Annotated in this window: 1 protein-coding gene; it reads left to right on the top strand. The window is 83.1% G+C overall.

The features are described from left to right. On the top strand, nucleotides 1–207 hold a 207-nt coding region (locus QWY28_RS24280; RefSeq protein WP_300955446.1), incomplete at both ends, for a DAK2 domain-containing protein.

The raw sequence follows: 207 nt of genomic DNA, 5'->3' as shown, positions 1-207 counted from the left end.
CTGCGCCACGCCAGCGACGCGGCGTACGCCGCCGTGGGGGACCCGGTCGAGGGCACGATGCTCACCGTCGGGCGCGCCGCCGCGGAGGCGGCCACCGAGCGCGCGGGCCGGCCCGCCGCGCGGGCCCGTGACGTGTTCGCCGCCGCGGCCGAGGCCGCCCGCGCCGCCCTGGCACGTACGCCGGAGCAGCTGGCCGTGCTGCGCGAC

This window comes from Nocardioides oceani, assembly GCF_030412965.1.
GTDB classification, from domain to species: Bacteria; Actinomycetota; Actinomycetes; order Propionibacteriales; family Nocardioidaceae; genus Nocardioides; species Nocardioides oceani.
This window is presented reverse-complemented; position numbering and strand designations above follow the sequence as displayed.